The following is a 13,316-nucleotide window of genomic DNA, read 5'->3' as shown; positions in this document are numbered from 1 at the left end:
CGAGGCTATCATGTCCAATAAACCGAAAATCGCCCTTATCATCGGCTCCACGCGTCCGACGCGGTTCGCCGACAAGCCAGCGCAATGGATGCTGAAACAGGCCCAGCTGCGTGGCGATATCGACGTCGAAGTCGTCGACCTGCGTGACTACCCACTGCCGTTCTTCGACGAGGTCGCATCGAACGCATGGGCGCCCAGCAAGAGCGCCGAGGCAGTTCGCTGGCAGGAAACGGTCGGTCGCTACGATGGCTACATCTTCGTGGTCTCAGAATACAATCGGTCTATTACTGGAGTCCTCAAGAACGCGCTCGACCAGGCATATGTCGAGTGGGGTCGAAAGCCTTTTACTGCGATCGCCTACGGCAGCATGGGCGGCGCGCGGGCGCTCGAACACCTCCGAGGTATCGGTGTGGAACTTCAGATGGTTTCGACTCATGCCGCGGTTCACATCGGCGCCGGCGATTTCTTCGCGACGTCTCCGCTGGGCGGCAATAAGCCGATCGAGGACATTGAGGCCAACCTGTTGCAGTCGGCCAAGACCGCGCTGGACGAGCTGGTGTGGTGGGCAAAGGCTACCATGGCAGCCAAGGCCTCCGAGCAATAACTTGCAAAAGACGGGACGGCAATGAATGTAGGTTTCATTGCCGCCCCAAGTTCCTCGATAAGCAGCGTCCCCGCGGCGGCGAGTCCATGACTCGCTCGCGATGCTCTCAGCTTCCCCATGCAGTGATTTCAACTTCATCAATCGGATGAGCAATCAGGACAAGCACAGGCTGCTGCTTCCCGTTGCTGTCAGGCAAGTACCAGGCAAGCTAAATATCGACGTGGCGGCAAACAATGCCTCGTTCGATGACGACATCGCTGACTCAGTGGATGTTTGCACAGGCGAGATCAAGGACGGCGACCAAATTTCCATGCCTCATCTGCTAAAGCTGGGCGTCGGTGTCATCGTTGAGGGCCAGGCAACGACGTTCCCGTCGCAGGACATAGCGCGCGTTAACCACTCTCTTTGAGTTCTTGTCTAACGCTCTCATGGAACGCTCTTTGCTGGTGCAGTAGCGCCGCAACTTGCGAACCATCCACGGGCTCAGCGTGAGCGGTAAAGAACCCTGTGAAGCGCGTTCTCGCCAACTGTCGAGCGCTCGTCGTAATACTGCGGTCGCCGCGATTTTTCCTTAGGGGATCGACGGTCGGAAACCCGAACGGTGCGATAGAAGGGGATCGGCACCCGCGCAACCTGCCGTACCGTGCGCGGGTGCCGTCTTGGCCTACTTTTCGGCCAAGGTTCCGGTGTAATGCCCCAGACGGGCTTCGATGTCTGTGTTCGTCTGCAGTCCCATCTCCATCAGGCGGCCGATATTCTTCTGCGCGACAGGCCGCTGCACGGAAGAAATGAACGCGTCCCACCCGGCTCCGATTTCAGGATCGCTGGGAAGGCTGGCGAAATCGACCAGACGCTTGGTATCGGCGATTGCCTGCCTGTCGAAGCCAGAAATGCGGGTCGCAAGTGCGTCGACGAAAGGATCGAGCTTGTCATCGTCGAACGAACGGTTCACGTAGCCGTACTTCTCGGCGAGATCGCCGTCGACGTCGTCGGAGCCAAGGAGAACTTCGAGCGCGCGGCCGCGTCCCATCAACCTCGGCAGGCGAGCCATCGGGCCACCGCCCGGGACGAAACCTGCGCCAACTTCCCACTGCGAAAGGATCGCTTTCTCACGGCTGGCGAAACGCATGTCGCTCGCCAGGGCAAGCTCGCTGCCGACGCCCGTGGCTCTGCCGCGGATGAGTGCGATCGACACGATGGGCGCCTTGCTGATGCGGACCAGCATGTCGGGCAGGGGGTGCAGGCCCGTCGGCCCTGCAGGGAGGCTGGTCGACTCGGAGAGGGGCGGCGTGAAATTGTAGTGGGTCAGAAAGAAGCCGGGGACGGCACTGTCGAAAACCACCACCCGGAGCTTGGGATCTGCCTCGATTTCGGCGACCACCTTTTCCATCTGCGGAATCGTCTTCGGACCGAAAATGTTGAAGGGCGGATTGTCGAAGATCACGCGCCAGTAGGCGGAAGTGCGCTTCTCGACACGGATCTGTGGCCGTTCGCTGCCGGGCGCGGACTTGATGTCAGCGGGCTTGCTGTTCGACTCGGCGACCATGGTCTGGCCGGAGAGTGCCAGCGCCGGAAGCATGAGCAAGGCGGCAGCCGTCAGGAACTTGGACGACATCGCGATCCCGATGGATCGATTTGAGTTCGGTTTCATTGCGTTCTCCATGGTTGTTGAGAGGGATTGCTATGGGTTGATGTCGAGAACGAGCTCGACCTCGAGCGGCATTCCCAGCGGAATGCTGGAAACACCGAGCACAATGCGCGGCGGAAGGCGGCTTTGTCCGAAGACCGAGAGCAAGAGCTCGGATGCTCCGTCAGCGACCTTGGGGTGTTCGCGGAAGTCGTCGGACGCGGCAATGTATACGCCCAGTTTGGCCACGGTGCGTATGCGATCCAGGGATCCGAGATGCGCTCGCGCGGCGGACAATCCACTTAGGCATGCGGCTTTGGCGGCGTCGTAGCCATCGCCAACGGAAAGCCCGCTGCCAACCCTTCCAATGTAGAGTGGCGTATGTCCGACAACCGGGAGCATGCCACTCAGGAAGAGCAGGGAGCCGACCTGAACGGCTTCGACATACGCGCCGAAAGGGGTGGGCGGCGGCGGGAGCACCAGACCGGTCTCCCGAATTCGCGCCTCGGCGCTCGCCGCTACCATTTGCCGAGATGTGCGCCGTTGTCGACGTGCAGCACCTCCCCAGTGATTTTGGAAGCTTCCGTGAGGTAGAGCACCCCGTCAACGATTTCCTGCACCGCAGTGATTGTCCCCATCGGCGACAAGGATCGAAGATAGTCTCGTGGGCCCGTAGCGTGGAGCGGCGTGTCGACAACGCCAGGCGAAACCGCGTTCACCCGGATGTTGTCGCTTGCAAACTCCAGTGCGAGGCTTTTGGTGATCGCGTTTAGGCCGCCTTTGGTGATCATCGGCAGCGATGCTTTGACGCCTGCGATCGGGTGGTCGGTCAGCGACGAAGTGATCGTAACGACGCTCCCTCCGGATCTCTGTCGGAGCATCTGCCTGACAGCGTGTTTCGTGAAGTGCACGAAACCTTCAAGATTGGTGGACGAGAGCTGCCGGAAGTCGTCGATCGTGTACTCGAGGAACGGCTTGGTAAAGAACACGCCTGCGTTGTTCACGAGTGCATCGATGGACCCGAACTGTTCGATCGCTACGCGGGAGACGTTCTCTGCGGTCTTGGGATCGCCAACGTCTCCGTCTACCAGCTCCAGCCTCCCGGCACGATCGAAGGATGTCGCCTCCTTGATCCGCCGCGACGTCGCGACGACATTCCAGCCCTTATCCAGGAACGTCTTCACGAGCCCGGCGCCGATGCCCTGCGATGCACCGGTAATCAGAACCGTCTTGTGCACACTCATTCGTGCTGCCTCCATTTGTTTGTTTTGCGAGCGGCAATGGCCAGCGAACGGGCGCTGGAGCGTTGCCGCTGTTGACATTCAGGGACTGCCCTGTGGGGCATTGGAGGCGACTTTCGCGCCAAGGAGCGTGCAGACGCTATTGTACCAAAGTGTCTCCGATACCTTTGGATCGGTGGAGATGTTGTGGGACACCAAGGTCCAATAGACCCCGGTCGTCGTTGCCTGTTCAACTAGGCCCGGCAGAGCAGTGCATCATGAACGGAGTCCGAAATGAGAACGTGGCATGACCGCCGAATCCTCGACCTTTTTGGAATAGAGCTTCCTATCGTACAGGCGCCGATGGCTGGAGCGACGACTGCGGAAATGGTGATTGCCGTGTCTCAAGCTGGCGGCTTGGGTTCGCTGCCGAGCGCACAGTACTCCGTTCAGCAGTTGCATGAGGCGCTATCGCGGATCACTGGGAGAACAACGAGATCAATCAATGTCAATTTTTTCAGCCACGTGCCACCTGATGCCGATCCCATTGGTCAGATGAGGTGGCGAGCACTCCTGGCGCCATATTACGTCGAACTTGGCCTTGATCCCGCTGCTCCGGTCAGCGGCGCCGGGCGCGCGCCCTTCGACAACGAATTCTGCGAGGTCATCGAAGAGTTCCGCCCCAAGGTGGTGAGCTTCCATTTCGGTCTTCCGGATCGAAAACTCGTTGATCGGGTTAAGGCCACAGGGGCCAAAGTGCTGTCGTCTGCGACGACCGTTGCCGAGGCAGTCTGGCTCGAGGCACATGGTGTTGATGCCGTGATCGCAATGGGTTTCGAGGCTGGCGGGCACCGCGGGAACTTTCTTACGCAGGACATGACAACCCAAGTAGGAACGTTGGCGCTCGTTCCGCAGGTCGTGGACGCGGTCAAGGTTCCGGTCATTGCTGCCGGAGGAATCGCAGATGGCCGCGGAGTTGCGGCGGCGCTGATGCTCGGAGCGTCGGCGGTGCAAATCGGGACTGCCTACCTTCTGACTCCGGAGGCCAAAATTCCGGATCTGCACGCTGACGCTCTTGGTCGCGCAGGCGACGCGAGCACGGCCATCACCAATGTCTTTACGGGAAGGCCCGCGAGAGGTGTTGTAAACCGCTTGATGCGGGAACTGGGACCGCTTTCGGACGTGGCGCCCGCGTTCCCAACTGCTGGCGTGGCGCTCACCGCCATCCGCGCGAAGGCGGAGGCGGAGGGGCACAATGACTTCACCAACCTCTGGGCGGGGCAGGCTCTTGGTTTGGTGAAACGGCTTCCCTCAGCAGAGCTTACAGTGAAGCTGTTTGACGACGCGATGGCAGCCTTGGAAGCGGGTTCGGCCATCAGACGAGTGTAGCGGTGCGCGGCAGACTGCCTCCCACTGCTCGTCGGCTCAAGGCAGAGTTTCCTGCCAAGTATGTCAATCGAGTAATCGGACCGTCCAACGCCGGAGGATCCCGCATGTCGCGATGAATGGCCGACCACTCATTATCGTTCTCGCAGGATCCGCTTCACTCGCAGCTTCAGGAGCGTTAGTGGGTCTCTCGACCGTCGTCGATCCTTAGCTTTGCCGCCATGTTTACAAGATCCGGCAGGGACCGAGCGCCCATTTTACGCATGACCTGGCCGCGATGCGCCTTGACGGTGATTTCGCTGATGTCGAGCTCGAACGCCACCTGCTTGTTCAAGAGGCCCTTCACCACGCCCGACATGACTTCGCGCTCTCGCGGGGTTAGGGCATCGTAGCACACGTGAAGGCGCATCAGCTCTTCCTCATCGCGAATGAGGGCCTCACTCTGCGAGAGAGCTGATTGTATAGCCGCGAGGAGCGCCTCCGCATCAATCGGCTTCGTTAGGAAATCGAGAGCGCCGCCCCTTAGTGCCTTTACGGTCATGGGCACATCGCCGAAGCCAGACACGAATATGATCGGCATTCGGTTCCCGCTCTTCGTGATCAAGGACTGGAGATCCAGGCCGTTGAGCCCGGGCATGTTTACATCCAAGACCAGGCAGCTTGGTCCTGCATCCGGTGTGGCGGTCAGGAATGCCTGAGCAGAATCAAAAAGAATCGGCCGCCACCCTGCGGACCCGATCAGGAGCTCCAAGGATTCCCGGACAGAAATATCGTCGTCAACCACGAAAACTCTCGGCCCATCCGCGGCATTCAGAAGCGCGGTAGTCTTTTGAGTCATCGCCGAGGTCATCCGGTACATGTGCTGCCTCCTTAAGAGCGCAAGCTCATCAATTGCAAAGACTGTATCACGGGTGGGCGCAGGCGATACTGCCCTAATGTTCGATATTCCGCCGCCCCTCGACGCGAAGCATGCGAGTTTTTGGTTGAAATGCCATTGTACGATGGTATCGGCGCCTCATCGCCATCGGTCGCCACGACACCATCGTACAATGGCATGCAGGTCATCTCTTGAGCATGCTCGTTGGGTCAATGGAGTGTTCCAGCTCGGCATAGGAGTTCGCTCGCCAAAGACCGAATGAGACACCAAACGTCTTGAACAGATTCAAGGAGACGACGATGAGCAAGATTTTGATGGTTCTGACTTCACATGATCGGCTTGGTGATACAGGCCGGAAAACAGGCTTTTGGCTGGAGGAATTTGCGTCGCCTTACTATGTCTTCAAAGATGCCGGGGCAAGCATAACTGTGGCCTCGCCCAGGGGTGGGCAGCCACCGATCGATCCGAAGAGCGACGAGCCGGGCAATCAGACGGCATCAATGACCCGGTTCAAGGGTGACAAAGACGCCCAGTCAGTCCTTGCAAACACGGTGCGTCTCGCAACGGTAGATGCCAAGGATTTCGACACGATTTTCTATTCGGGGGGCCACGGACCTATGTGGGACCTCGTCGAGGACCGGAAGTCGATCTCGCTTATCGAAGAATTCTACGGTTCCGGAAAGCCCGTGGCCGCAGTCTGCCACGCACCTGCCGTCTTCCACCATGTGACTTACAATGGAAACCCGCTGGTGAAGGGTAAGCGAGTGACCGGCTTCGCGAATTCCGAGGAGGAAGCGGTTCAACTTACCAAGGTGGTCCCGTTCCTGGTCGAAGATGATCTGAAGGCGCTTGGCGGGCACTATGAAAAGGCAGGAGACTGGGAAAGCTTCGCCATCGTGGATGGTCAATTGGTCACGGGCCAGAATCCCGCGTCGTCAACCGCAGCGGCGAAGTCGTTGCTTGGCTTGCTCTAATGCGCGAGGTGAATATGAAGACCCGCCTTGAGGAAGTTGAAGGTGTTGAGGAAAAGTCCGGAGACGGCGGCCCTCTCGATTCCCTGATCGAATTCTACCGGGCTTTTAACGCCGGCGATCTTCGTGGGCTCGAGGCAGTTTGGCTCGAAGGAGACACGCCAAGCATGGACAACCCGATCGGCGGAATCCGACGAGGCTGGGCGGCTATCGCGGAGGGCTACTCCAAGCTCTTCAGCGGCCCGGCCAAGGTCCATGTCACTTTCCATGACTTCACCAGTCAGGGAGGGAGTGATTGGCATCTTTTTGTCGGAAGAGAGCGCGGAACCTGTGTTGCCGCGGATGGCAAGCTCGATATCGCGTTTCGAACGACGCGTTGGTTGGTCAGACAGGGTGACTCCTGGCGGCAGCTCCATCACCATGGCTCGGTTGAGGACGCGGAAATGCTTCGAGAGTATCAACGTCTGATTTTTGGCCGATAGCCGGAAGGAACGGCGATGTAGGTCGCCGTTCCTTCCGCTTTCCAAGGGCCTTTGCCCGCTCAAGATGAACCGCAAGTATCTCCTTTGCGGTGAATCTCACCGAATTTGATTGATCATGTTCACGGGAGATTTTTGACGACGGTCGCTGCCGGCGCCTCGCCGCTTTCCCAGATGCTGAACAAGGCTTTCACCAAAATCGACAGAGACGGGGGACGGTAAGCTGACGGGAGACGAGCTCAATAACTTTAATCAAATTCTCCGACCAGGCGTCGCAGTCGATGAAAACGGCCGCCCCACGGTCGACATGAATGAGAAGCTCGACCACGACGGTGACGGCGCTGTCGACCTGGACGAAATGAATTCGACCGGAATTCTAATGCCCGCAACCATGTGCGACACGGACTTCTCTTCGCTCCTCGGATAGGGGAACCTTCCCGGCTGCCTGGTTGCCGATGAGATAGCCACTGACGGAGACTAATGCCTTGCAGCGTTCGGGCCAGAGCGCAGCCACGATGTCGGCGGTGCGAGCGCCCCAGTCAAACCCGGCGATGGTGGCGCGATCGATGTTGAGGGCGTCCATCAGTTTGATAGCGTCGACGGCCAGCGCGGACTGTTGTCCATTACGTTTCGTCTCCTTTGAGAGGAACGTGGTGCCGCCATATCCGCGGAGGTAGGGAATGACCACCCGGTGTCCCCGATCAGCCAGGATCGGGGCGACTGCTGCGAAGCTGTGTATGTCATACGGCCAGCCGTGAAGAAGGATAACGGGCGATCCGTCCTTCGGGCCGACTGAGTAGGCAACCTTGAGGTCGCCAGCATCAACGGTCTCGCTCGCGGTAAGAGGTACTGCTTTCTGTTTCGGGCCGCTGGTCTGATCCGCGCGTGCGGTGCCCACGATGGTTCCAAAGATTCCGGTGGCGGTCAAGCCAAGAGCCGCGCCACTGAATGAACGGCGCGTCAAGTTGGCAAGCTCAATGTTGCTCATGAGTCGTCTCCAAGGTGTGGCAAAGGACCCCTCCGCGATCGAGGACGTCCACGCACTAGCTTGACAGCGACTTTGGAGAGATCGATTGCTCGCCGCTACTGAACGAAGGTGTTGGCCATACAAACGTATCGGCGATACCTATGTTCAATCCCGCTCAAGACGGCATTCGACATACTCGTTCTCCATGACGGCGTTCAACAGCCGAAAGGAGATAATGATGTCGCGTGACTACAGGCCCGCAGGGTCCACATTTCCCGGTTTCGTGATCCTTGTGGCGATTGCCGCTCTGGTCGTTGCTTTGGTATCCGTGAGGCAACCCGCGCACACTGTGCGAGTTTGGGTTCCTGCAGCATCTACAGGCGTCAGTAACTCGATCCGCAATTTGGGCGAGATATGTGCACAGCGGTGCAAATCGATCGACCCGGCGTAATACTGGCAGAGGCGTTGCGATGCACGGAAGCTTTTCGATCGGTGGGCGGCCGCTCGGCGCCGAAGAAATCGCGATGATGCGCAGTCTCCTGAGGGAATACTGCGCCCAACGTCGATGCGACAGACAAGGAGATGTTGCCGAGGAGGCTGCTCGATACCTGGTCGCTCTGTATCAGGGCGGCTTGAGCACCGAAGAAGAGCTCAGACGGCGCCTTTATGAAAAGCGGAATTGGGGTGGCCAATTGATTTAGGTAAGGCCACCCAGGGGTTAGCGACTACTGGAGGGCGTTGGGAAGCAGAAGGACAGGAAGTCCTGATCGGCAACTGGTCTCAGAAACCGGGTGTCGCACGAGCCTTGCGCGCTACGGCGCGTTGCACTGCTCGACCGAGGAGTTCCGATGTTTCCGGGTGCGCTGAATGGGCCTTCACTCGCCCTCGCCCTTATGACCCGCGATGCAGTGCGATTAGAAAGGCGATGCCGTCACCGTCCCTGTGCGGCAGTCTCGCTTGGCAAGTCGCCAACCCCGGTCGACGCAACACGCTGGCCGAGATTCAGCTCAATGACTGAGCGCTTCCGCAGTCCCGCTTCCAGAAGCTTCGTCATCCGAGCTCTTGTTGTCGGGCGTTTAGTCGAGATGAAGAACTGATCGAGAGCGGGTGGAAAGAGGTCGTCACCAGGAAGGGAGGCTTCGTCAATAAAGCGCTTCGCGTCAGCAAGCGCGTCTTTGTCGAAGCCCGCGATCTTCCGGGCGAAGCGATCGACGAATGCGTCGAGATCCGCATCGGGAATGGCTCGGTTCACGCACCCGTAACGTTCCGCCGAAGCCCCCGGGTAACGTGAGCCCGCACGAAGGCCGCCTCCGGGCGGGTGGAGACGGCCTTCAGCGGACCAGGAGGATCCGCGCGCTCCGGCGAGGGGGAGGACCGGGCGCGCTGTCGCTGCATCAGCGTATCGCCCTAGGAGGAGGCGATGATCGAAGAATAGCTGCCTTCGAGGTGTTGCAAAACCAGACTTAGGTATCGGCTGCCTGCCGAGTTCATTTCACGTCGCCGATCGGTCAGTCGGCTTGCCAAGGCTCGGAAGAGAGAAGGCAACCGTCGCGCCTGGCCCGTCGTTCGGCATCGCCCACATCCGGCCGCCATGGTTTTCGATGATCGAACGGCTGATGGAGAGGCCTATACCCATCCCGTTCCTCTTCGTCGTGAAAAAGGGTTCGAACATCTTGTCCGCAGCGTCAGCGGCGATGCCGACGCCCGCATCCGAGATCGACAAGGTGAGCATGTCCTCGCCCGCCAGCGCGGTTCGCACGAGCAGACGGCGAGGTCGCCCCTCGATCTCTGCCATGGCCTCGATCCCGTTCAGGACCATATTCAGAATGACCTGCTGAAGCTGAATGCGATCGCCGCTGACGGACGGCAGCTCTGGCGTCAGCTTGGCCTCCAGCACGATAAATTTCCCACGCATGTCTCGCGTCGATAACGCAATCACCTCGCGAGCTATCTCATTGAGGTCGATTTCCTCCATTGCTGGAGATTGCCGATTGAACATAGCCCGAAGTCGCTTGATAACTTCGGTCGCACGCATGGTGTCTCGGATCGTCCGCCGGGCAGTGTCTGTTGCGGAGGCGATGTTCGGCGGATCGAGCGCCAATAGACGGACACATGCATTGGCGTTCGCGAGAATGCCCGAAAGTGGTTGGCTCACCTCGTGCGCGATGGAGGTCGTCAGAGCACTAATTGTCATCACGCGGGAGACGTATGCGAGTTCTTCTCGCGCCTTTAACAGGGCTTCCTCACCGCGTCGAAGAGCATCTTCCGCTCGTCTTGTCTCGGTGATGTCCTGTACCGTTCCCATGAACACCGGGTGATCGCCGATGTAGTGTGTTGCCCTGGCAAGTCCTCGAATGAATCTGACGGACGCGTCTGTCCTGATGATCCGAAAGACGAAATCAGCATCCTCGCCAGCGAACCCTCTCTTCATCTCGAAGTCAAAGAGTTCCAGGTCTTCCGGATGGACCCGCTCCCTGACCGCGTCGATGCTTGGCTCGAGCTCAGGGTCGAGGTCGAATATTCTGTAGAACTCCTCAGACCAGATGTTCTCATCCCGCTGGATATCAGATGTAAAGCTGCCTGTTGAACTAATGCGTTGAGCCGCTACGAGCTGAGCCTGGCTCCGCTCGACCTGCGTCTCTCGTCTGACAAGAGCTTCCTCGTGACGCGTCCGGTCTATGGAGATAGCTGCGATATGCTTCGCTCGATCGACTATTTGCTGCTCGCGAGGTTCGAGGTTTCTTTGCTGGTGACGTAGGATTGCAAATATCCCGGCCGTGTTCCCATAGGGGGACAGAATGGGAATGGCCTGCCAGTAATTCAGACCGTTGGCCAACATGATCTCGCCCATCGACGTCTCACGCTGGTCGCTTTCGGCCAGATTTGCGATCTCGACAGTCCTTTTTGTCAAAGCGGCCGTGGAGCAGGGGTTGTTGTCCGAGATCACGCTCTTTCCGTCGAAAATCTCCCTGAACTCGCCTGGCAGCCTAGTAACCGCCCCCATTCGGAAGAGCTTGCGGTCAAGCGAAAGCTCGAGGAAGCCACAAACGAGGTCCGGAACCAGATCCGCGACAACATCGCAAAGCCGTTGAAGAACACTTGCCGACGGTGCGCCTCGCGCGATCATTTCGAGTATCTCCATTTCCTGCGCGAGGAGGTGGGAGGATTCCCGATTGTCCTGGACGTCGCTCTGAAGTACGCAATAGCCCGCCAATTCTCCGTTTTGAATGCGAATTTGTACGACCTGTGCCTCCAGCCAGCGCAGCGTTCCGTCCGCAGAGAGCGCTTGATACGACACGACAGCTGGTTCGTTTCCGTTCTTCCCCGCCTGCAAACGAAAGGCGATTTCTTTCAGTTTGCTAAGATTGAATTGGCCTGATCTGTCTTGCACCTGAGCGCCTGGTGATAAGCCATACCACCGCCATGCTGCTTGATTTGCAAACTTAAGCTCCAGAGAAGGCGTTAGTAGAAGCGCCTGGAGTGACAAGGAATCTAGGAAACTCCGAAAGTCACGATCGGCGTTGTCAATCTGGTTGTCGACCCTCTCAAGACGTTCCGTCGCAAGCCAACAGACCTCCCCTCCGAGCCCTTTCATTGGCGAAGCAGAAAGATTGAACCATTCGAATTGTCCGTCCCGTCGCCGCAAACGGGCGGCGAGGAATTGAACGCCACCCTTCTGCGCCGGAACGATGAGGAGATGATCGTCCGGATGCAGAAAGCTTGCCCACTGCCGCGAGCCACCCTGATCGATCACCAAGCCAGTGAAGTCTGTGAAGCGCGAGTTCGCATAGCACAGGGCGCCTGTTTCATCCGTTGTCCACACCAGGCCGGGCAGGCTGTTTAAGAGTCGTAGGCCGTCGTTGGACCCAAACGCGATTGCCTCCTCGTCGAGTGAAATTGACATCAACGGTCGTTCCGTTCACTTCGTCGCCCCGCTGTCATCGCAGGAGCCGTCGCTAGTCCGGCGCCGCCGCTGAGGTGCGTCTCGGTCAGCCGTCGCCCAATGATGAAGTCTTTCGAGAGAATTGCCGCCAGCGCGCAAGCGAGCATCCATACCGAAGCGGTCAGGGTAAGCGTGACAGAAGTCCAGCCGAGCGTCGCCGAGGCTAGGATAGTTCCCAGTGAAGTCGAAATTTTCAGCACGGAGAAAACCTCAGCCCTCATCTCTGGCGTCGCCAGTCTGTTGAGCTGCAATGAGTAGTGGATGCCGAGCGATGGGGCGCATATCCCGACAAGCGCGCAGCCGAGTATCGATAAACCGAAGGAATGCTGAAGTATCAGCGCTATGCCGATAATGATCGAGAGGAACATCGCGGCGACCTGCTGCTTCGAGTAGGCTTTGTTGAGCAGGCCGTTTCCCATGGACCCGACAAGCGACGCCGCACACAGGGTCCCGGTGAATATCGCGCCGTACCCCCCTTGCAGATCGAACCCCATCGCAAGCGACACCGCGCCAACTTCGATGCCGCTGATCGCGGCGGAACTGGCACAGGCGCATCCGAGCCAGAGAAGGACTTCAGGCGTCAGCGATTTGGTTCGGGTTTCCGCCGCTTGCGGCTCTACCTTGCTTCGTGCGGACGGCAAGATCATTGCGGGCGCCGCGCCGAGTATTGCGATTGCAGCTATCGAGAATGATGCGGATATCGATCCAAGACTGGCTGCCAGAATCGGGGTGACGAGGAAGGTGAGGTCCGACGCAAAGGCTGCCAAGGCGAGGGCTCGTGTCATCTGTGATTGCACCACAAGATAGTTCGCGCTGTCACGCAGATAGCCGAATGCCGCACCTTGCACGACGCCGGCGGCCACTGCCGCAGCGATGAAAACTGCGAACGGCGCGCCCGCTCCACACGCAGTAGCGCAAGCGAACAGTGCTGCCGTGCGAATAAAGATGAGAGCCTTGAAGAATGCAATTGAGTTCGCCCCCCGCCCCAACCGGGCAATTGGCAAGGCTCCGACAAGTTGCGCGGTTGTCATGGCCGCGAACGCCGTTGCCCCAGTAGCGGGGTTCCCCGTGATCGAGAGTCCTGCCAATGCGAAGGCTATAGACGCTCCTGAGCGAGGTGCGCCGAACAAGCCGTAGGCGACCGCCCACCGGATAGTCTGATGACTTTGTAGACCGCCCCAGTTCATTTTTCCGTCAATTCTGGCCGTATCGTCCGCAGATAAACCTTGCCGATGTTTCGTA

Annotated in this window: 12 protein-coding genes and 1 pseudogene; 5 read left to right on the top strand and 8 right to left on the bottom strand. The window is 58.8% G+C overall.

What is annotated here, in order from left to right:
- Positions 1-10: 10 nt before the first annotated feature.
- Positions 11-604 (top strand): NADPH-dependent FMN reductase, encoded by a 594-nt coding sequence (locus FHT92_RS28550; protein WP_183831493.1) that lies wholly within the window; start codon positions 11-13, stop codon positions 602-604.
- A gap of 100 nt (positions 605-704) precedes the next feature.
- Positions 705-1,013, top strand: a complete 309-nt coding sequence (locus tag FHT92_RS28545) for a hypothetical protein (protein WP_183831491.1) — start codon at positions 705-707, stop codon at positions 1,011-1,013.
- 255 nt (positions 1,014-1,268) lie between these two features.
- Here FHT92_RS28545 and FHT92_RS28540 read toward each other — a convergent pair whose 3' ends face one another.
- Genes FHT92_RS28540 through FHT92_RS28530 form a run of 3 tightly spaced genes read right to left on the bottom strand, consistent with a single transcriptional unit; the run spans position 1,269 to position 3,475 of the window.
- Positions 1,269-2,255 (bottom strand): enoyl-CoA hydratase/isomerase family protein, encoded by a 987-nt coding sequence (locus tag FHT92_RS28540; protein ID WP_246735584.1) that lies wholly within the window; start codon positions 2,253-2,255, stop codon positions 1,269-1,271.
- 30 nt (positions 2,256-2,285) lie between these two features.
- Entirely contained in the window at positions 2,286-2,756 is a 471-nt protein-coding gene (locus FHT92_RS28535) for a RidA family protein (protein ID WP_183831489.1), read from the bottom strand.
- Entirely contained in the window at positions 2,750-3,475 is a 726-nt protein-coding gene (locus FHT92_RS28530; RefSeq protein ID WP_183831487.1) for an SDR family NAD(P)-dependent oxidoreductase, read from the bottom strand. The genes FHT92_RS28535 and FHT92_RS28530 overlap by 7 nt, the downstream gene beginning before the upstream one ends.
- Positions 3,476-3,745: 270 nt before the next feature.
- Between FHT92_RS28530 and FHT92_RS28525 the strand changes: the two genes are divergently transcribed.
- A complete protein-coding gene (locus tag FHT92_RS28525; protein ID WP_183831485.1) occupies positions 3,746-4,840 on the top strand; it encodes an NAD(P)H-dependent flavin oxidoreductase in 1,095 nt (364 codons plus the stop codon).
- Positions 4,841-5,015: 175 nt separating this feature from the next.
- Here FHT92_RS28525 and FHT92_RS28520 read toward each other — a convergent pair whose 3' ends face one another.
- A complete protein-coding gene (locus tag FHT92_RS28520) occupies positions 5,016-5,696 on the bottom strand; it encodes a response regulator transcription factor (RefSeq protein WP_183831483.1) in 681 nt (226 codons plus the stop codon).
- A 317-nt stretch (positions 5,697-6,013) separates the two neighbouring features.
- Between FHT92_RS28520 and FHT92_RS28515 the strand changes: the two genes are divergently transcribed.
- Positions 6,014-6,688: a type 1 glutamine amidotransferase domain-containing protein gene (locus tag FHT92_RS28515; RefSeq protein ID WP_183831481.1), complete on the top strand. Its 675-nt coding sequence runs from the start codon at positions 6,014-6,016 to the stop codon at positions 6,686-6,688.
- A gap of 14 nt (positions 6,689-6,702) precedes the next feature.
- Positions 6,703-7,167: a YybH family protein gene (locus FHT92_RS28510; protein ID WP_183831479.1), complete on the top strand. Its 465-nt coding sequence runs from the start codon at positions 6,703-6,705 to the stop codon at positions 7,165-7,167.
- A 421-nt stretch (positions 7,168-7,588) separates the two neighbouring features.
- Here the strand turns inward: FHT92_RS28510 and FHT92_RS28505 are convergent.
- The 4 genes and pseudogenes from FHT92_RS28505 to FHT92_RS28490 all read right to left on the bottom strand — a co-directional run.
- Positions 7,589-8,152: pseudogene (locus tag FHT92_RS28505) on the bottom strand (alpha/beta fold hydrolase); the annotation flags it as partial.
- Between the two features lie 910 nt (positions 8,153-9,062).
- Entirely contained in the window at positions 9,063-9,383 is a 321-nt protein-coding gene (locus tag FHT92_RS28500) for a hypothetical protein (protein WP_183831477.1), read from the bottom strand.
- Between the two features lie 240 nt (positions 9,384-9,623).
- A complete protein-coding gene (locus tag FHT92_RS28495) occupies positions 9,624-12,035 on the bottom strand; it encodes an ATP-binding protein (protein WP_183831475.1) in 2,412 nt (803 codons plus the stop codon).
- Positions 12,035-13,261 carry an MFS transporter gene (locus FHT92_RS28490; protein WP_183831473.1) on the bottom strand — a complete coding sequence of 409 codons (1,227 nt, stop codon included), beginning with the start codon at positions 13,259-13,261 and terminating at the stop codon, positions 12,035-12,037. Before FHT92_RS28490 ends, FHT92_RS28495 begins: the two co-directional genes overlap by 1 nt.
- Positions 13,262-13,316 lie beyond the last annotated feature (55 nt).

The sequence above is a fragment of the Rhizobium sp. BK377 genome, from assembly GCF_014193935.1.
GTDB lineage: Bacteria > Pseudomonadota > Alphaproteobacteria > Rhizobiales > Rhizobiaceae > Rhizobium.
Note: the sequence above shows the minus strand (reverse complement) of the source record. Positions and strands in the feature narration are given on the sequence as shown.